General features: G+C 51.6%; 13 protein-coding genes. 8 read left to right on the top strand and 5 right to left on the bottom strand.

Features of this window, described 5'->3' with window-relative positions:
- Positions 1-48 precede the first annotated feature (48 nt).
- A complete protein-coding gene (locus DS731_RS01085) occupies positions 49-696 on the bottom strand; it encodes a TetR/AcrR family transcriptional regulator (RefSeq protein ID WP_119499600.1) in 648 nt (215 codons plus the stop codon).
- A 263-nt stretch (positions 697-959) separates the two neighbouring features.
- On the opposite strand from DS731_RS01085, the gene DS731_RS01090 reads away from it, so the two are divergent.
- The 3 genes from DS731_RS01090 (at position 960) to DS731_RS01100 (ending at position 8,343) form a co-directional block, all read left to right on the top strand.
- Complete coding sequence (locus DS731_RS01090) at positions 960-2,570, top strand: family 43 glycosylhydrolase (RefSeq protein ID WP_119499602.1); 1,611 nt, start codon at positions 960-962, stop codon at positions 2,568-2,570.
- A 184-nt stretch (positions 2,571-2,754) separates the two neighbouring features.
- Positions 2,755-6,033, top strand: a complete 3,279-nt coding sequence (locus tag DS731_RS01095; RefSeq protein ID WP_119499603.1) for a glycosyl hydrolase — start codon at positions 2,755-2,757, stop codon at positions 6,031-6,033.
- 15 nt (positions 6,034-6,048) lie between these two features.
- Positions 6,049-8,343, top strand: coding sequence for a glycoside hydrolase family 3 N-terminal domain-containing protein (locus DS731_RS01100; RefSeq protein WP_119499604.1), 2,295 nt, complete (start codon positions 6,049-6,051; stop codon positions 8,341-8,343).
- Positions 8,344-8,464: 121 nt separating this feature from the next.
- Here DS731_RS01100 and DS731_RS01105 read toward each other — a convergent pair whose 3' ends face one another.
- The 3 genes from DS731_RS01105 to DS731_RS01115 form a co-directional block, all read right to left on the bottom strand.
- Positions 8,465-9,436, bottom strand: a complete 972-nt coding sequence (locus DS731_RS01105; protein WP_202980695.1) for a ThuA domain-containing protein — start codon at positions 9,434-9,436, stop codon at positions 8,465-8,467.
- 16 nt (positions 9,437-9,452) lie between these two features.
- On the bottom strand, positions 9,453-11,747 hold the full coding sequence (locus DS731_RS01110; RefSeq protein ID WP_119499605.1) for a TonB-dependent receptor: 2,295 nt from the start codon (positions 11,745-11,747) through the stop codon (positions 9,453-9,455).
- 188 nt (positions 11,748-11,935) lie between these two features.
- Complete coding sequence (locus tag DS731_RS01115; RefSeq protein ID WP_232373455.1) at positions 11,936-12,799, bottom strand: LysR family transcriptional regulator; 864 nt, start codon at positions 12,797-12,799, stop codon at positions 11,936-11,938.
- Positions 12,800-12,911: 112 nt separating this feature from the next.
- Here DS731_RS01115 and DS731_RS01120 point away from each other — a divergent pair, with 112 nt between their 5' ends.
- A complete protein-coding gene (locus tag DS731_RS01120; protein ID WP_070125969.1) occupies positions 12,912-13,226 on the top strand; it encodes a DMT family transporter in 315 nt (104 codons plus the stop codon).
- Between the two features lie 30 nt (positions 13,227-13,256).
- On the opposite strand, the gene DS731_RS01125 is transcribed toward DS731_RS01120, so the two are convergent.
- On the bottom strand, positions 13,257-14,168 hold the full coding sequence (locus tag DS731_RS01125) for a LysR substrate-binding domain-containing protein (protein ID WP_119499607.1): 912 nt from the start codon (positions 14,166-14,168) through the stop codon (positions 13,257-13,259).
- 159 nt (positions 14,169-14,327) lie between these two features.
- Here DS731_RS01125 and DS731_RS01130 point away from each other — a divergent pair, with 159 nt between their 5' ends.
- Genes DS731_RS01130 through DS731_RS01145 form a run of 4 tightly spaced genes read left to right on the top strand, consistent with a single transcriptional unit; the run spans position 14,328 to position 18,219 of the window.
- Entirely contained in the window at positions 14,328-15,305 is a 978-nt protein-coding gene (locus DS731_RS01130; RefSeq protein WP_119499608.1) for a fumarylacetoacetate hydrolase family protein, read from the top strand.
- A 1-nt stretch (position 15,306) separates the two neighbouring features.
- Positions 15,307-16,107: a cyclase family protein gene (locus DS731_RS01135; protein ID WP_070125966.1), complete on the top strand. Its 801-nt coding sequence runs from the start codon at positions 15,307-15,309 to the stop codon at positions 16,105-16,107.
- 11 nt (positions 16,108-16,118) lie between these two features.
- Positions 16,119-17,285 carry an alpha/beta hydrolase family protein gene (locus DS731_RS01140; protein WP_119499609.1) on the top strand — a complete coding sequence of 389 codons (1,167 nt, stop codon included), beginning with the start codon at positions 16,119-16,121 and terminating at the stop codon, positions 17,283-17,285.
- A 4-nt stretch (positions 17,286-17,289) separates the two neighbouring features.
- A complete protein-coding gene (locus tag DS731_RS01145; protein WP_119499610.1) occupies positions 17,290-18,219 on the top strand; it encodes a VOC family protein in 930 nt (309 codons plus the stop codon).
- The last annotated feature ends 1 nt before the right edge of the window (position 18,220 follow it).

Raw genomic sequence — 18,220 nt, forward strand, 5'->3', positions numbered from 1 at the left:
TGCGTGTTATACCGGCCCGTTTTTATGTGTTTTGGTGAGATTACCATGTCAGGCGTTGTGATCGGGGGAACACAGGTAGTAGGTTTGCACTTCGGTCACTTCTTCCAGCAATTCTTCCCAGCTCAACCCTTCTGTAATGGGCTCCAGGCTGCCGAATCCCAGGTATCTTGCCAGCGACGTGTTGAGAATTTTAAAACAGGTATGGGCTACCCGTTCCGGGTTCTCCCGTTTTATCTCGTCTTTGAATTGCAGCAGCAGTGATTCATACAGCGCCTGACTGTTTTTATAAATTTTCGTACCGGCTTCAGAAACGATTTTGTCACTAAGGGCGAGTTTCATGAAGGCGCGGATAAGCGGCGCAAAAATTTGTAAATGTTCGGCGTATTCACGGCCAGCTTGCTTAATGGCTTCCTTTAACGACGTTGTGGTTTCAGACAGCTTAAGAAACCGGGCTTCAATATCTTTCGATGCTTGCAGGTACTCTTTTTTCTGTAATTCAATCAACAGGGTTTCTTTGCTTTCAAAGCGGTAATAAATAGACCCCACTGACACACCAGTCAGTTTACTGAGTTCTTTAAGCGTAAATTCATCAGGGCCTTTTTCTTTCAGTAAATTTGCAGACACCTCAAATATTTTTTCCTGAGCGTTACGGCTCCGGCGCTGCTGTGCCTGACGAAATCGGGCAGGTTCGTTCATCTTTTTCTTCTTTCTGTTATGGAATTTAACTATCTGATTTTCAGGTAGTTCTTATCAATGTTATTGATTTTTCAAATCGTTAAAAAAATGTTGTGATCTGGCATGCTGTGAAGTGCTTCTTTTCCAGTTGAGTCACTCCGGCATCATGTGCATTAGCACGCAAAATGCTTCCCTTATGTGTTTTGATGCTAATGCACACATTCTTTTTTTTACAGAAAAAATTGTCAGGTTCGACAAAATCGGGCCTCAGACGGAGTAATGCCATGCCAGTGTCACGCAGAGATTTTCTTTCCTTATCCACCGGAGCGGCCACCGGCCTGAGTTTATTACCGGGACTGTCTGTGGCATCAGCAAGCCAGCCTGCTTGGCGACGTTCAGCAGAAGGGCATCGTCAGGCTGACCTGGGTGACGGTACTTACCTGAATCCGGTACTGGCCGGAGATTATCCTGACCCCACAATCCTGCGGGATGGTGACGATTACTACATGACCCATTCGTCGTTTGATGCTGCGCCGGGCATTTTAATCTGGCACTCCAAAGATCTGGTGAACTGGCAACCCGTGGGCCCTGCGCTGGAAGAGCCGTTGGGGATTGTGTTTGCCATGGATTTAGTCAAACACAACGGCCGGTACTACATCTATATTCCGTTTATGAAAGCGCCCTGGTCGCCGCCACTGGCAAGTTTTGCCAATATTATGGTGATTCACGCTGACAACATTGAGGGCCCATGGAGCGAACCTGTTGATCTGCACCTCGGCGGTGTGATTGACCCTGGCCACATCGTGGACGAGAAGGGGCAGCGCTGGCTGTTTACATCAGGCATTAAGCGAATTCGACTGGCAGATGATGGTCTGTCGACCATCGGTGAGCTGGAGCAGGTGTATGATGGCTGGCAGTATCCTGATGACTGGATCACCGAAGCCTACGCACTGGAAGGACCTAAGTTATTCCGTCGCGGGGATTACTTCTATCTTGTGTCTGCAGTGGGTGGTACCGCTGGTCCTGCAACCGGCCATATGGTGATTGTGGCGCGCTCCAAAACCATCGACGGTCCCTGGGAAAATTGCCCGCATAACCCCATTGTCAGAACCGAAAGTGAGGACGAAAAGTGGTGGTCCCGTGGCCATGCCACCATGCTGGAAGGGCCGCAGGGCAAGTGGTACATGGTGTATCACGGTTATGAAAATGGTTTTCGTACGTTGGGACGACAAACCCTGGTTGAGCCTATGGGCTGGGATGATGATAACTGGCCTGTCGCATTGGGTGGTGATTTATCTCTGCCGCTACCAAAACCAGAAGGCGAGGCGCTACCTCATGGGTTTACTCATTCAGACAACTTCACATCGTCTTCCCTTGGCACCCGCTGGACCTTCTTTGGCGCCGCTGCCAGTGAGAAGTCGCGGGTAACTTATACGCCTGATGGTTTGAAACTGAAAGCCGCCGGTTCGTCCCCAACCGACAGTGCGCCGTTGGTGCAGACCATTGGCGATCAGGCCTATGAAATCAGTGTTATCGTCAATCTGGAAGCGGGTACCGAAGCGGGCTTATTGCTGTTTTATAACAACCGTTTGTATCTGGGGATGGGACAAAGTGAATCAGGCATGGTGACCTACCGTGGCGGTAAATCCAGCTACTGGCGGGAGCCGGCACCGCAAACCAGACGGCTTCACATGAAAATACGTAACGACCGTCACATCGTTACCTTCTACTACAGTGAAGACGGAAAAAACTGGACCCGCCATACCGTGCGCAGTGAGACCTCAGGGTATAACGTGAATACCATTGATGACCTGCAGGGGCTGAAACCGGCATTATTTGCCTGCGGGAAAGGCAGTGCTACGTTTAGTCAGTTTACTTATCGCGGGCTGAAATAAGTCCGCGATACTCACTCTCTATACCTGGCCCTGCAACCTATTGAAAATACACAGTCCAGCTATTGAAGAAATCCATTGTATGAAATGTTAAAAATTTGCTGAAATGCAAACTTGAGTAAAGGTTCAAGTTTATGTGGGTTGATATCCTCTCTTCTTGACGTTATGACATTCAATGGAGAGATAAATGATATTCAACCCGCGCCGCGTTTTCCTGCTGGTTCTCGCTTTCATTTTTAGTACTCCGGTTCTTGCTGAGTCTTCAGAGTCATTAAGTGACAACTTCCACACGCCTTCATCAACCTACGCCCCCCATGCGTGGTGGCACTGGATGAACGGCGATGTAAATCCCGATGAAGCCGCTGCCGATTTAGAGTGGCTGCATGCTGCCGGTGTGGGTGGCGTGCAATTGTTCGATGCAGGCATGGGACCGCCACCGGAAACACCGCTTACTTTTGGTAGTGCAGCCTGGAAAAGTGCCGTTCAGCAAAGTGCTGCCAAAGCGAAATCGCTTGGGTTAGATTTTGTGATCACCACATCCCCGGGCTGGAGCGCCACTGGCGGCCCGTGGGTAATGCCTCAGGATGCCATGAAAAAATGGGTGTGGTCAGAAACTGAAATAAAAGGCGGTGAGCAAATCACCACGTCATTACCTTTACCCCCCGCCGTTGCAGGGCCGTTTCAGGATATTCCCGTTGAGGCCATCGGTCACGCATCCCATCATATCGACGATTATTACCGCGATGTCAAAGTACTGGCCTACCCGGTTAAGGCACATGAGTCTGTTGCTCTTCAGGTTTCAGGAAAGGCATCACTGACAGAGCAGCTGGGTGACGGACGCTTCTGGCCAGCTACGGCTATTGATGCTGATGAAAACGGTATCGTGCGCTTGCAATTCGATGCCGGTAAAAATGTGAGCGTGCAGGGCGTGACACTCGGCTTACCCGGCAGCCGCGGTTTTGGTACGCCTAATCCGCCGGTAGCCACCTGGTTTGCTTGTGAAAGTGAGTCTCAGACAAGCTGTACGCCGCTGGCAGTGCTAGATGCAACACGCTCACTTACCCGAACCGCCTCGTTTGAAACTGTTACCGCCCGCTACTTTGCCCTTACACTCACCCGCAGCACTGAACCGGGTTTTATCGATACGCTAAGTTATGCTCAGGGGGCAAACAAATTGCCTTTCCCTGCCCACGCCAGTGCTTATGCGGTGTCGGAAGTGCAGCTTCATGTTCGCCCGGTGGTAAATGCGTTTGAAGAAAAAGCCGGATTTGCCGCTGCGTCCCGCTACTACCCGTTAAATGTGCAAAATGCTTCTGAGGCTGCTGTTTCAGCAAATGATGTGCGCGACATTACAAGCTTTATGGATGAGAACGGTACCTTAAACTGGCAGGCGCCGGCAGGGCAGTGGCGTATTGTCAGGTTGGGGTACAGCTTAACCGGACACGAAAATGGTCCGGCACAGCACAATGCCACCGGCCTTGAAACCGATAAATTTAACGCTGAAGCACTGAGCCGATACCTCGATACGTACCTGCAGTTTTACCGCGATGAAAACGGTGAACTGTTCGACGGCATCACCGGCCTGCTCAGTGACAGCATCGAATCGGGTCCGCAGAATGCTGGTACCGAATTGCTTGACGCCTTTGCAGCAGCCACGCCCTATGATGTAACGCCCTGGTTGCCAGCACTCACCGGTGAAGTGATTAGCAGCGCTGCCGAAACCGACCGATTCTTATGGGATTACCGGCACTTTCTGTCACAAACGTTGAATACCGCGCACTACAAAACCATTGCTGCAAGAGCTGAAAAACTCGGGCTCGACTATTACACCGAAGCATTGGAAGACCACCGCCCGCAACTTGGGAACGACATCGATATGCGTCTGGCGGGCGGGATTCCCATGGCAGCGTTCTGGTACTTTGACCCTGAAAAAAATCCTAAGCCCACCTACATTGCCGATGTGAAAGGGGCGGCTTCTGTCGCCACGCTGAAAGGCGAACAGATTGTGGCAGTTGAAGCCATGACTGCCTTCGGTCAGCCCTGGGACATTGGTCCTGCGGAACTGAAGCGGGCAGCCGACAGAGCACTGGTGTACGGCGGCAACCGGTTTATGTTGCACAGCTCTGTGCATCAGGCGCAAGGTATTGACGGTACACCCGGCAAGCCGATGATGCCGCTGCTCGGGCATTACTTTAACCGCAACAGTACCTGGGCTGGTATGGCAAAGCCATGGATCACCTATCTCACCCGCGCTCAGTATTTGATGCAGCAAGGCGCGCCGGTAAGTACCTTTGCCTATTTTATTGGCGAGGAAGCACCGGTGACGTCTCTATTTGGTGATGAGCAGCCCGGTGATGCGCCACAACATAGTATTCCTCCGGGCGCCGCCTTCGATTATGTCTCGGCGCAGGCACTGGACTGGCTAACAGTAACGAAAAATAAAACCCTTCAAACCCGGGGCGGCACGGAATATCAGTTTATCTACCTTGGTGGCGATGCCTCGCTGATGACACTGTCAACCCTGCATAAGCTGCAAGAACTGGCAGAGCAGGGGGTGACGATTGTTGGGGAAATGCCCGCTGGCAGTCCGTCCCTTGCCGATGATCAGGCTGTGTTTAAGAAGCAGGCAAACGCCCTTTGGCAAAGGACTAATGTAATCGCCACAAGCAACATTCAATCTGCCATGGATGCGCTGAGCGTGCCGCCACAATGGCAGTTCGACAATTCGCAAAATGATTTGCTGGTGAGGCAACGCCGCACAGATGACGGCGACATTTACTTCATTGTGAATACCGCTGATATGCCAGTGGAGAACCTTTTTACTCCGTCCCGTAACGGCAACTTCGCATACCGGTTTGATGCAGTAAACGGAAAGGTTACTGAGCTTGAACAGTCGGGTAGAAGCGTGTCGCTGTCACTACCTGCATTTGGCTCTGTGTTTATTTTTATTACCAATAAACCGCTGAAAAAAGCAGCACCGGCGCAGCAACCGAGCCTGCAGAAACACGAAGTTCAAACTGCCTGGTCGTTAACCTTCGATAGCGCTGACGGGCCGCTTGAGGAAGTGAATCTGAATGCGCTCACCCCGCTCAATGAACTGGGAAATACAACTCTGCAAGGGTTCAGTGGTATCAGTCACTACGAGACCGGATTTACTGTGCCTAAAAGTTGTACCACTCCGATTGGCATAGCGGTGGGGGACGCAGGGAATATTGCCAGATTCACACTTAACGGCCACGACATCGGCACACTGTTTACACCGCCCTGGCAGGTGATTGCACCCGAAGCATTTAAACGGGGGATGAACACCCTTCGCATTGATGTGGCTAACTACTGGGCCAACCAGCTTATCTGGCAGGCAAAAAACAACCCGGTGAAAAGCGGATTCCCGTCGGGCGTGTACTCACCGGATGCCAGTTACCGGATGGCCGGACTCCGCGGGCCTTTTTCAGTTTTATGCCAATAACCTCACAGGATGAACATGAATAAAAACGTTACCAGACGTACCTTTCTGAAAGGTTCTATCGCCACTGCCGTAATCGCCGCCGTCTCCGGCTGTGCCAGCCAGGTAAAAGGCAAACAGGACACACACCTGACCGGCCTCATTGCCCGTATGACACTGGAAGAAAAAGCCGGACAACTGCATATGGACGGTGTGTTGTCTCCCCGTATGGTGCAGCCGAATTTCCAGAAGATTAATCCGTTCACGCCTAACTTCTCACCGGAGCAGGCGGCAGACTTACTGAAGAATCAGCAGGCGCAAATCAAAAGCGGCATGATGGGCATGATGACGTCGCCGGAAGACATCGATTCGGTTATTTACGCACAAACCGCAGCGGTAAAAGACACCCGCCTTAAAATTCCGTTAATTTTCGGTGCCGATATTATTCATGGCCACCATACTATTTTCCCGGTACCGCTGGCGGAAGCGGCCAGTTTTGAACCGGAACTGGCAGAACGCACAGCACGGGCCTGCGCCGTTGAAGCAACGACCAATCTGGGTATTGATGTGACCTACGCGCCCATGGTGGACATTGCCCGTGATCAGCGCTGGGGCCGTGTGGTGGAAGGTGCCGGTGAAGATGTGCTGTTAGGCAGTTTATTCGCAGCGGCGAGAGTCAAAGGATTCCAGGGGAGCGGCCCTGCCGACTCACGGGGATTACTGGCGTGTCCTAAACACTTCCTTGCATACGGAGCGGCGGAATCCGGGTTGGATTATCAGGGCACGTCAGTGTCTGACCGGGTGCTGCACGAAGTGTATTTGCCGCCTTTCAAAGCTGCCTTTGAGGCGGGTGCCATTTTTACCATGGCGTCTTTCAATACTATTGACGGCGTGCCAGCTACCGGTAATAAGGCCATTCTAACCGACTTACTGCGTGATGAGATGCACTTCAGCGGCGTGGTCATTTCCGACTTCCAGAGTGAACTGGAACTGATTAAGCATGGCTATGCCAAAGACGAAAAAGCAGCGGCAAAACTGGCGCTGTCAGCAGGTTGTGACATTGGTATGGTCAGCGGCATCTTCCCTAAATATGTGCCTGAACTGGTGCGCAGCGGCGAGCTCGACGAGGCCATTGTGGATAAAGCCGTGTACCGCATTCTGCATGTGAAACAGCAGGCCGGATTGTTTGACGACCCGTTCCACCGCATCGACGAAATAGCGGCACCGCAGCAGGCCCCGGAAGAACATATTGCACTGGCGCGGGAAGCTGCAACCAAGTCGGTTGTGTTACTGAAAAACACCGGCAGTGTGCTGCCGCTGAGTAAAGAACAAAAAGTTGCGTTGATTGGCCCCTTCGCGAAGGATCTTAAAAACATCGACGGTTCCTGGTCGCCTTTTGCACCGCAAAAAGCGTCTGTATCCCTTGAAGCCGGATTTGCAGAGAAAATACCTGCTGCGCAACTCCTTACTGAAGACGGGTGCGGTATCGACACCGCCATTGAAGGTGGCATAAAGCGAGCTGTAGAGGCTGCTAAACAGTGTGACGTGGTGGTGCTGGCAATTGGTGAGGCCACTAACATGTCTGGTGAGGCGTCATCGCGGGCAGAAATCACTCTGCCGGCAGCACAACAGGCGTTAGCTGAAGCACTGGCCGCTACCGGCAAACCGCTGGTGGTATTACTGCGAAATGGTCGTGCCATGGCGCTGGAAGGGGCAGTGCGAGAGGCATCAGCCATTCTGGTCACCTGGTTCCTGGGCACAGAAAGCGGCCATGCTATAGCTGATGTGGTGTTTGGCGATCAGTCGCCTTCAGGTCGTCTGCCGGTAACTTTCCCCATCGCCAGCGGGCAACAGCCGTATTATTATGCAAGGGAAAGCTCCGGTCGTCCGCCGGCACCGGGTACAACCCATATGTTCCAGTCTCATTTCATTGGTATTCCCGATGATGCGCTGTACCCCTTCGGACATGGTCTGACGTATTCGGAAATCACCTACAGCGGTGTGACACTGGATAAAAGTGAAGTGAAAAAGGGTGAGGCGGTCACGGCATCGGTTACGGTGACGAATACCGGTAAGCGGGCAGCCACAGAAGTTGTGCAGTGCTATATTCAGGACCGGTTTGCCTCAGTTGTGCAACCGGTACAGAAGCTCATCGACTTCGACAAAATTACCCTGGCTGCCGGGGAAAGCCGGTCAATTTCTTTTACCATCAAGCCGCAACAGATGACTTTTATTGCCCGCGATTTATCGCAACAACTGGAGAGTGGTGAATTCAGAGTGTGGATTGCGCCATCGGCAAGAGCCGGTGAAGCGGAGAGTTTTACACTAAGCTGATTGCAATGGGTGCTGTGACCACAGCGCCCTTTCAAAAAAAGTGCAGTTGCTGGTAGCTAGCCGCCAGACGTTGAAGCCCGGCAATTATACCGGGCTTCAGTAAAAGTGAGTTACGCAGACATTACTCTTTAAACGCAGCCGCTTTCTCAAGTACATCAATGGTAACGTCACCCGTAGCAGCCCACTCTGTACCACGCAGGATGAGTGACTTCACACCGTCGTAGGCAATGGTGTCAGGGCCATGGCCCAGAGCAATACAGAATACCCGGCCTTTTTCGTAATCAACTGTCCACACTTGTGGATTTTCCGCATCCATGCCCTGCATATTGTTCAGCTTTTCATCCGTGTACAAATGCGGTGGATATTTCGGGCCCGCATACTTTTGCTGATAGTTGGCAGCATCATCGTAAGCGGTGGCCAGAACATGCACTTTGGCATCAGGATGCCAGTACATGTTGGTGTACATATCATCCATGAAGGTCCAGAAATACTCGCGCATGCCTTTGGTGACAGGGTGATCACGGTCGGTCACATGTACGCGGAAGGCATCTGGCGGAGAGCGCCGGCTGCCGTGAAACGGGCGCATGGTGCCGCCGGCAAGCTTTTCGTACTCAGGCCAGGAGGGCGAGCCGATATTAAATGAACTGTGGTAGATCACCAGGCCGCCCCCCTGCGCTACATAGTCGAACAGCGCTTTTTGAGCCGTTTCGCTCCAGCGATTTTCATTTTCATCGGTGTAATTCCATTTGCCCAGGTAGTTCAGAAATACCACGTCATACTTTTTCAGCATGGGCAGTGTGGCAACGGAGAAGTCTTCAATAACCCGCACATCCAGTTTGCCCGAGTCCAGCATCATGGTGCGGAGCCTGGCGTTAACACCGGTCCAGTCGTGCTCATAAGAGTTTTCACCGGCAACGATCAATACCTTGCTGCGTTCAGCGTCGGGGACTATTGGCACCGAAATTTTCTGAACGGTTTCAGGCGGACGGTAATCCGGTACCGGTATAACAGTGCTTTCGGCTTCTGCTGCCAATGCAGACTGCATCAGCGGCAGCAATAAACTTGCTGCGCATAGTAGATTTCTAATTTTCATGGTTTCTGTCCTTGTTTTAGTAGAATTTATAAGTGACTTTCACACCGGCAGTGCGGGGCAGTTGCCAGCTCCACTGCTGCACGTCGTCAGGACCAGCAACATTGAATACATAGCTGCTGAGTACGTAGTTGTCCTCGAGGTTTCTTACATAGCCCTGAACTTCCCACTGCTCAGAAGGGGAGACGTATTTAAGGCTGATATCGGTCTGGAAATAGCTTTCCTGGCGGGCGTCTTCGTGGTTTGAAGGCAGCAGGTAGTAGTCGTCTTTCCAGCGGGTGAATATGTTGCCCACCAGTGAGCCGTTACTTAATTCCCAGAAGTGGGTGTAAGACCCGGTGAAAATCCAGTCCGGCGAATTTGACGGCTCGTTCCCGGCAAGGTTGACTGTTTCTCCGTCAATCACTGTTACTGTGGTGGTTGAGCAGCCGCCAAGACATTGCACACTGATAGCAGAAGCGAAATCATCGAACTCTGCATTCAGGTAATTCGCCGTCAGGGCCAGCACTCCTGCATCCATGATTTCTGTCGTCAGTGATGCTTCTGCACCCCAGATTGTGGCTTTACCTGCGTTAAAGGTTTGCGCACCTTTTTCTGTATCCAGTAACAAGGAAACCTGAAGATCTTTATAGTCGTAGTAGAAAGCGGAAGCATCGAAAGACACTGTGGAAATACGGGACTTGGTGCCTATTTCCCAGGCGTAAAGGATTTCAGGCGCATACTCTAAACCTGTACTGTCGAAGCCACCTGCTTTATAGCCTTTGCTCACTTTTCCGTAGAGCATGGTGTTGTCTGAAATATCCGTGTTCAGACCCAGGTTCCAGGTGAATTCATTGTTCTTTGCTGACAATAATTCAGTGGTGGCGCCTTCGGTTTCTTTGGGACGGAGTGTGGGGTTCTCGTCAAAGGTGAGGGCGCCGGGCAGAATGGTATTGGTGCCAGTCTTCTCGTCTTTGGTATAGCGGAATCCGGCAATCACGGTGTAATTATCTGCCAGTGGATATTCCACTTGTCCGAATGCGGCTACCGATTCAGAGGTGTAGTCAGGACGATAGAATGTATTTGCCCAGTAGCCCTGAGGGCCAAAGGGATAGGCGCCGATATAGGAAAGCAAACCTGAGTAGATATTCATTTCTTCTCTGAACTGGAAAATGCCGCCCTGCCAGAAGAAATCGCCTTCGCCGCCACTCAGTCTGAGTTCGTTACTCATGGTGTCTATGTCGTGGTTACGATAGAACAGATAGCTGGGGAAAAGCGTCTCAGCAGCACGGAGTTCGCTCTGGCGGAAAGCCCCGCGATATGAAACGGTGAATGCGTCAGCGGCATAGTCCAGTTGCCCGCGAACAGCGTCACCTTCAAGCTGATAAGATCCCATTTCTGCGGTTGTTGCAGCCGGGTAGTTTCGTGGATCGATACTGTCTTTATTATTGGTAAATTGCGGAGAACACAGCACGTTACCTTCAATTTGTGTAACTTCAAACCAGCCGGCGGCTTCATTACATTGCCCGTTAAGATCGGACTGGCCTTCGGTCGCATCATTGAATGATGCTGCTGATACCGGATTATTTTCCTGTTGCGAGGTTTCCAGCGCCAGGTACAACGACAACCGCTCCGTGGGTTCTGCCGCAAAAGATAGTCGCGCAGCCTTTACATCTTTATCGCCGGATTTAAACGACACATCCGGGTGAGAAATATAACCGTCTCTGTCTGAACTGAAGCCGGCAAACCTGACGGCGGCGTTGTCGCCTAACGGCGCATTTAACACTGCATTCAGCTCTCTGGCGTTAAACGAGCCGAAATCAGCAGAGGCTGAGCCTGACCATTCACCGAATACAGGCTTGTTCGATATAATACTAAGTGCGCCGCCGGTGGCGTTTCTGCCAAATAGTGTGCCCTGCGGACCACGCAAAACTTCAATGCGGGAGATGTCGAACAGGGCTGCATTAAGCACCCTTGGACGGTTCAAATATTCGCCGTCGATGCTCACCGCCAGTGACTGATCTTGAGTTTCATCGGCACTTTCTGTGGTGATACCGCGTAGTGATACCTTGGTGGAGATGGTGTCCTGAGTAATGGAAAAATCAGGAGACAGCTTTGAAATGCCGTGCAGATCGCTGGTAGCGTTATCTTTTAACCACTCACCGCTGAGTACATTCATAGAGATAGGTACATCTGCAATCGACTGTACCCGGTTCTGTGCGGTAACTTCGATGATCTCTACATCTTCTTCAACTGTCGCGGGCTCCTGACTCCATGCTGTCTGGTGGCATGCAGCTGAAACCGCTGTTGCTAGTAATATCCGTTTGCCCTTCATTGAATCCTCATTCTATTTCTAAATCAGTCAGTGAAAGCATTTTTGTCTGCCTGATTGTTAAATGGAATTTGAATTCTATTTAAAGGGTTGAAATTATCTGTTTATAAATTTGTTAATCGGGTTATGATTTTGTAAATCAATGTTGGTGATTTATTCTGCAACTTCTGTTTTTAGCTCCTGCTGGCAAATTAAAACTCCTCTGCCAGCGTCTTCTTCAACTCATTGCTAAACCATTGCACCACAGGGCCGTGCAGGCGGCCCCGTGGCGTGATGATGTCTACCGGTACGCTCCAGGTTTTATGATCAAAAACCATGTCCATTGGTTTGAGTTTGCCGGTTATCAGCGCATCCTTAGCCATAAATGCTGGCAGGTATGCCCAGCCAATTCCTTGCAGAAGTAATGACAGTGCGTGCTGGTAGCCTGAACACCACCACACGTTAGATGCCATGCTGATTAAGAATTGAGATTCGCGTTTTGCGCTGCCGCGAACGGCTATCTGTTTGTGCTGTAGCAGCGCCGTTGAAGATATCTTGCTGGCCTCTGCGAGGGGGTGTGACGGATGGCACACCGCGACAAAAGGAACATTGGCAACGAAGAAGAAGTCTGTGGTTTTCATGGATTCAATTTCCGAAAACATGAGACCCAGGTCAATTTTACCGCTTTCAACCGCGAGAGCGATATCGTGAGAAGGAAGGGTAGCGAAGTCTAATTCCAGTGTGGAAAAGCGGCTTTCGAGTCTGGCAATGAGCGCATAAATGGCAGGTGTCAGCATACCGTCGTCGATGGCGATACTCAGCCGCGTTTCCTGAGACTGGCTAATTGCCGCAGCTGTTTTCGACAGCTCATCGGCTTGCACTAACAGACCCTGGGCCATTTTCAACAGGCGTGTTCCTGCTTCTGTGAGGACAGGTTGTCTGGATGTGCGGTCGAACAATGTCACGCCTAAGTCAATTTCAAGATTATTGATTGCCTGACTTACCGCCGACTGCACTTTCCCTGTCTTGCGGGCACAGGCAGAAAACGAGCCTTGTTCTGCGGCGATAACGAACATGCGGATATACTCAAGATTTAACATATCAGTAAAAGTGATGGTTGCTAACTGGTATTCATTATAAATAAAGATAGTATGCCGCCCAATAGTTCATCATTTAATGAGGAAAACGATGAGTTGGGTTTATCTGGTGCTGGCAGGGTTAACCGAAATTGGCTGGCCTCTGGGCCTGAAGTTATCTCAAAGCGGTCAGTACAAATGGGGTGGCATCGCCATGGCGATTGCATTTATGGGTGTCAGCGGCTTTTTACTCTATCTGGCACAAAGGGATATTCCTCTTGGCACCGCGTATGCCGTATGGACCGGCATAGGCGCTGCCGGTACATTTCTGGTTGGCGTTTTTGCTTTTGGCGACCCTACATCACTGCTGCGCTACATCGGCGTATTTTTGATCATATCTGGTGTGGTGCTGCTGAAAGTAGGATAAGAAATGTGAGGTGAATATCACCTCACGACATCAACTACTCACCAAGGCCGCTTCTTCTAAAATCAGGGTGCGCAGCCAGCGGTGAATAGGATCGCTGTCTACGGTAGGGTGCCACATCATGGCTTCCCGCAGGTCGGGAAAATCGAAGGGCATGGATAAAATGTCGATGGGCATGAAGGTGGCCATGAGTTCAGCGAAACGACGGGGGATAATGGCCAGTCTGCCGGTGCTGACCACCGTGGTGCACAGTGAGGTAAAGTCGTTGGTGATCACTTCGACTTTACGTTCGATGTTGCGCTCGTTTATCAGCCATTGTTCAATGCTCAGTAAACTCACGCGGCCAAAACCCACTGAGGCGTGCCCCAGCGATGAGAAGATTTCCGGCGTCAGGCCACCCTGCGTATCCGGGTTGTCTTTACAGGCAATGCAGGCCAGTTCGTCGGTGGAGAAAAAGGCGTGGGGATAACCGTCTACGGTTTCACTTTCCGGCGCAATCACAATATCAATGCCGCTTTTCACCATGGTTTCCACTTCAACAGTGAAAGGTGAAAGAAATTCGAAGGTCATGCCTGGCGCCAGTTTCTGCACTTTCGCCAGTACACCGGCAAGGAACACCTGAATAATATAATCTGACGCAACAATGCGGAAATGTCGCTGGCTGGTGGCGGGCTCCAGTTTACGTTTGTTGGTAATCGAGCCGCGCACAATATTCAGCATTTCTCTTACCGGTTCCTGCAGTTCAAGGGCGTAAGGTGTGGGCTGCATTTTACGACCTATCTGCACCAGCAAATCATCATCAAAATAATGCCGCAACCGCGATAAAATACTGCTGGTGGCCGACTGTGACAGGTGCAGCTTGTCGGCTGTTCTGGTGATATTTTGTTCTTCCAGCAGTATGTCTAATGCTACCAATAAATTCAGATCCAGCTGTTCAAACCGCATAACGCCCTCGTTGCCTGTTTAGGTATCTATGAAATTGATGTAAACCATCTATACATTCAATTTTTTGTTTGGTCAGCGCCCATTTAACATTGTTTCTCCATTAATTTAAATATTTTTAACAATAAAAAATCGAATTTTTGTTCGGTTTGTGGAGCGGCGATGAAACTAGCCTCAATCGATAACGGTAGTCCGGATGGCCAACTGGTTGTTATCTCAAAAGATACTTCGCAAATGTGTCGTGTACACGGTTCTGCCGGCACCATGGCCGCGTGTCTGGCTGACTGGCAGAGTGTGCTTCCGGTACTTCAGGACATCAGCAACACATTGAATAACGGCACCTGTGAACAGGCCGAGCCGGTTGCAGGTGCCTGTTTCTTAGCGCCTTTACCCCGCACGTATCAGTGGCTGGATGGTTCATTGTTTATGAACCACGGCCATTTGATGCAAAAAGCATTTAATCTCGACCCCACTGAAGACGCCGACAAATATCCGCTGATCTATCAGGGTGCCGGCGATGCTTTCACCGGATGTAACGACACCATTGCGCTGTATAACCCGGCCCACGGCGTAGATTTCGAAGGCGAGTTCGGTGTTCTGACCACGGATGTGCCTGTGGGGGCTACGCCCGACGAGGCTATGCAGGCCATCAAACTGGTGGTGCAACTGAATGACATCAGTTATCGCGGTCTCGCGCCCCGTGAAATGAAAACTGGATTCGGTTTTGTGCAGGCCAAAGGTGAAACCGCTTTTGCGCCGTTCGCGGTAACGCCGGATGAGCTTGGGGACAGCTGGGCAGACGGCAGAATTCATTTAACCCTCAATATCACCCGCAACGGCGAATGGTTTGGCAGTCCGTCGGGCAGTGAAATGCATTTTGGCTTTCACGAGCTCATTGCCCACGCCGCCACAACCCGTCCTATCAAAGCCGGTACGGTATTTGGCTCCGGCACGGTTTCCAATGCAAACCCGGAAGCCGGTCAGGCTTGTATTGCCGAGCTGCGCGCTAAAGAACTGATAAGGCACGGCAAGCCGCAAACCCCGTTCTTAAGCGAGGGTGAAACGGTACACATGGTGTGCCGCGACAAGCAGGGCCAGCCGCTGTTCGGCGAAATCAATCAAACAGTAAAAGGAGGCTAATATGTTCAGCCCCAATGATTTTGACATCGTAGATTTGTCCGTCACGCTGGACAACAACCCTCACACCGATCCGCCGCCGCTGTTGCCGAAGATTGACTATATGGATCATCAGGAAGGCTGGCCCGAAATGGAGGCTATGTTCCCCGGCCTTACTCTCGACCAGTTACCCGGCAATGAGTCCTGGGCAGCCGAACGCCTGCAAATCACCACCCACAGTGGAACGCACATGGACGCGCCATGGCATTACGCATCGACCACCGACGGCGGCAAGCCAGCTTTTGGTATTGATGAATTGCCTCTCGACTGGTGTATGCGTCCGGGTGTGAAGCTGGATTTCCGCAATATGGAAGACGGCTATGTGGTGACTGCAGAAGATATCGAAGCTGAGCTGAAGCGCATTAACTATGAACTGCAACCGCTGGATATCGTGGTGGTGAATACCCGCGCCGGTGCCATTTTTGGCGAGCCGGGCTACCTGGAAGCCGGAGTGGGGCTGGGCCGCGAGGCCACTATGTACCTCCTTGAAAAAGGCGTGCGGGTAGTGGGCACCGATGCCTGGAGCTGGGATGCGCCCTTCAAATATACCCGCGAACGCTTCGCTGAATCCGGCGATGCGTCAATTATCTGGGAAGGCCATAAAGCCGGCCGTGATATCGGCTACGGGCAAATGGAAAAGCTCTCAAACCTTGAGTCACTTCCCGCGTCCGGATTCTGGATTTCCTGTTTCCCTTACAAAATTAAAAAGGCATCGGCGGGCTTTGTTCGTGCCGTCGCGTTCGTGCCTAAAAAGACGAATTCTTAAGAGGAGTTATCATGTTTAAGTATTTCCCCACCAACTATGTGTGGAACCTGTCAGTCGACCTCGCCATTGAAATGGGCGCCCGTATCGGTGAAATCGAAGAGATGTGCGCACCGCTGCAGGAAGCCGCAAAGAAAAAAGACAAAGAGGGTACCGAAGCGTTCCGCAATACCTGGGCAAACATGGCAGACAAGCTGTGTGTGCTGGCTGAAGAAGACGAGCAGGCTGGCCGTATGATTTCTGCCGGTGAAAAGTACATGCGCGCTTCCTCGTACCTCATCACCTGTGAGCGTTTGCAGGCTCACAATGCCCCTGGTCGTCTTGAGCTGTACAAGCGCGAACTGGAGTTGTTCGAACGTGGCATGGCGCTGAAAGGTGCGAACTGTAAGCGCGTTGAAATTCCTTATGAAGGCAAACATCTGTCCGGTCTTTACGTAAAAGCGAAAAACGTAGATGGCCCGGCACCGCTGCTAATTCAGGTAAACGGCCTGGATTCCACCAAAGAAATGAAGTACCTCGTTGGCTTACCAAAATGGCTGGCTGACCGCGGCGTGTCGTCTCTGGTACTGGATCAGCCGGGTACCGGCGAAGCCTTACGCCTGCAGGATATTAACGCCCGTTTCGACAGCGAACACTGGGCATCACCGGTGGTTGACTGGCTGGAGCAGCACCCTGAAGTAGACAACAGCCGGATTGGTATGGAAGGGGTGTCGTTAGGGGGTTACTACTGCCCGCGTGCGGTGGCCAACGAGCCGCGCCTGGCATTAGGTGTGTGCTGGGGGGCAAACCACGACTGGCGTGATGTTCAGAAACGCCGCCTGGAAAAAGAAGGCGACTTCCCGGTACCGCATTACTGGAATCACGTGTGCTGGGTATGGGGCGCAAAAGACATCGACGAGTTCATGACCATTGCTGAAAACGTGTGCCTGGACGGTGAAGTGGAAAAAATCAAAGTGCCTTTCCTGGTCACCCACGGTTCGAAAGACTCACAAATCCCGCTTAAGTGGGCAGAGCGCACCTACGAGCAACTGGTAAACAGTCCTAAGCGTGAACTGAAAGTGTTCACCGAACGTGAAGGCGGTGTACAGCACTCCAGCTTCGACAACAGTATTAACGCCGGTCATTACATTGCTGACTGGGTAGCGGAAACGTTCAACGCCCGCACATCGATTGAAGGATAAAATCATGAATATTATCGGACCGGATTTATTGATTTTTGGTGTTGATGATGTGGAAGCCTGTAAACAGTTTGCGCTGGATTACGGTTTAACGCAGGCATCTGAACACCGCTTCGTTGCCCTTGATGGCACGGGTATTGAGATTTACAGCAAAGACGACAGCAGTTTGCCTGCGCCGCTGGAAACGGGTTCAAGTATCCGCAAAACAATTTACGGTGTCGCAGACACCGCAACCGTGGATGCCATTTACGACGAACTGTCGAAAGACCGTGAAGTAAAACGTCTGGATGACGGCAGTATTGAAGCTGTGGATGACATGGGTTTTGTACTGGGCTTTCAGGTCACTATGCGCAAACCGCTGGATATGCCGGCAGAGAAGATTAATGCACCGGGTGCACCTGCGCAGCGTCCGGCCAATGAAATTGGCGTATCGAAAGACTTTACGCCGGAGCCGCGCACTCTGTCTCACGTGGTGTACTTCGTGCCGGATTACAAAAAAGCGGAAGCGTTTTACGCCGAACGTCTGGGCTTTATTACCACCGACCGCTTTAGTCATGTGGGTCCTTTCATGCGTCCTGCAGGGACTACCGATCACCATACGCTGTTCTTCCTGAACACGCCGCCGCACATGAAAGGTATTGAGCACTTTACCTTCCACATGTCTGGCCCGACTGCGGTGGTGCAGGCCGGTAACCGCATGGTGGAAAAAGGTTACCAGAGCTTCTGGGGACCGGGTCGTCACATCTTCGGTTCCAACTGGTTCTGGTACTTCAAGAGCCCGTTTGGCTGCAACATGGAATTCGATGCAGACATGGATCTTCATGATGACAACTGGGACGCACGCGAAGCCTTGCCGGGTGCGGATAACTCACAGGTGTTCCTGCTGCAGTACCGCGAAAAGTGGGCACCAATGGGCCCGCCGCCACCGAAAGGCTGAT

The sequence above is a fragment of the Alteromonas sp. RKMC-009 genome (assembly GCF_003584565.2).
In the GTDB taxonomy this organism is placed as follows: domain Bacteria; phylum Pseudomonadota; class Gammaproteobacteria; order Enterobacterales; family Alteromonadaceae; genus Alteromonas.

Bases quoted from the DNA above. Each gene is read 5' to 3' on its own strand.
- DS731_RS01085 (WP_119499600.1), bottom strand. From the start codon at position 696: ATGAACGAACCTGCCCGATTTCGTCAGGCACAGCAGCGCCGGAGCCGT.
- DS731_RS01090 (WP_119499602.1), top strand. From the start codon at position 960: ATGCCAGTGTCACGCAGAGATTTTCTTTCCTTATCCACCGGAGCGGCC.
- DS731_RS01095 (WP_119499603.1), top strand. From the start codon at position 2,755: ATGATATTCAACCCGCGCCGCGTTTTCCTGCTGGTTCTCGCTTTCATT.
- DS731_RS01100 (WP_119499604.1), top strand. From the start codon at position 6,049: ATGAATAAAAACGTTACCAGACGTACCTTTCTGAAAGGTTCTATCGCC.
- DS731_RS01105 (WP_202980695.1), bottom strand. From the start codon at position 9,436: ATGAAAATTAGAAATCTACTATGCGCAGCAAGTTTATTGCTGCCGCTG.
- DS731_RS01110 (WP_119499605.1), bottom strand. From the start codon at position 11,747: ATGAAGGGCAAACGGATATTACTAGCAACAGCGGTTTCAGCTGCATGC.
- DS731_RS01115 (WP_232373455.1), bottom strand. From the start codon at position 12,799: ATGTTCGTTATCGCCGCAGAACAAGGCTCGTTTTCTGCCTGTGCCCGC.
- DS731_RS01120 (WP_070125969.1), top strand. From the start codon at position 12,912: ATGAGTTGGGTTTATCTGGTGCTGGCAGGGTTAACCGAAATTGGCTGG.
- DS731_RS01125 (WP_119499607.1), bottom strand. From the start codon at position 14,168: ATGCGGTTTGAACAGCTGGATCTGAATTTATTGGTAGCATTAGACATA.
- DS731_RS01130 (WP_119499608.1), top strand. From the start codon at position 14,328: ATGAAACTAGCCTCAATCGATAACGGTAGTCCGGATGGCCAACTGGTT.
- DS731_RS01135 (WP_070125966.1), top strand. From the start codon at position 15,307: ATGTTCAGCCCCAATGATTTTGACATCGTAGATTTGTCCGTCACGCTG.
- DS731_RS01140 (WP_119499609.1), top strand. From the start codon at position 16,119: ATGTTTAAGTATTTCCCCACCAACTATGTGTGGAACCTGTCAGTCGAC.
- DS731_RS01145 (WP_119499610.1), top strand. From the start codon at position 17,290: ATGAATATTATCGGACCGGATTTATTGATTTTTGGTGTTGATGATGTG.